This is a genomic window from Pseudoneobacillus rhizolycopersici, from assembly GCF_054786815.1.
Map to the genome: position 1 here is coordinate 1 of NZ_JBTOOE010000199.1, position 246 is coordinate 246.

Below are 246 nucleotides of genomic sequence, written 5' to 3' on the forward strand. Positions count from 1 at the left end.
GTCTGCATCCTGTGGTGCGGCACTGTTGTTTGCGTTAGTCGATGGAGGGGTTTTATCTTCGTCACCAATCGCCTTTTTAAAACCTTTGATAGATGCCCCGAGATCGGAGCCCAGAGTACGCAGCTTGTTAGTACCGAACAACAGCACCACGATCACTGCAATAATCAATAACTGCCAAATACTGATACCACCCATTTTAATCACCTCTATTGATAGGGGTTATTCGTGCGCCGCATTATACGGTAG

At 46.7% G+C, this 246-nt stretch carries 1 protein-coding gene; it reads right to left on the minus strand.

Going from position 1 to position 246, the window contains the following annotated elements; all coding sequences use genetic code 11:
* The coding region (gene tatA, locus ACX9YW_RS23415; RefSeq protein ID WP_460351181.1) for a Sec-independent protein translocase subunit TatA at positions 1-195 on the minus strand (195 nt) is incomplete at its 3' end.
* Between the last annotated feature and the right edge of the window lie 51 nt (positions 196-246).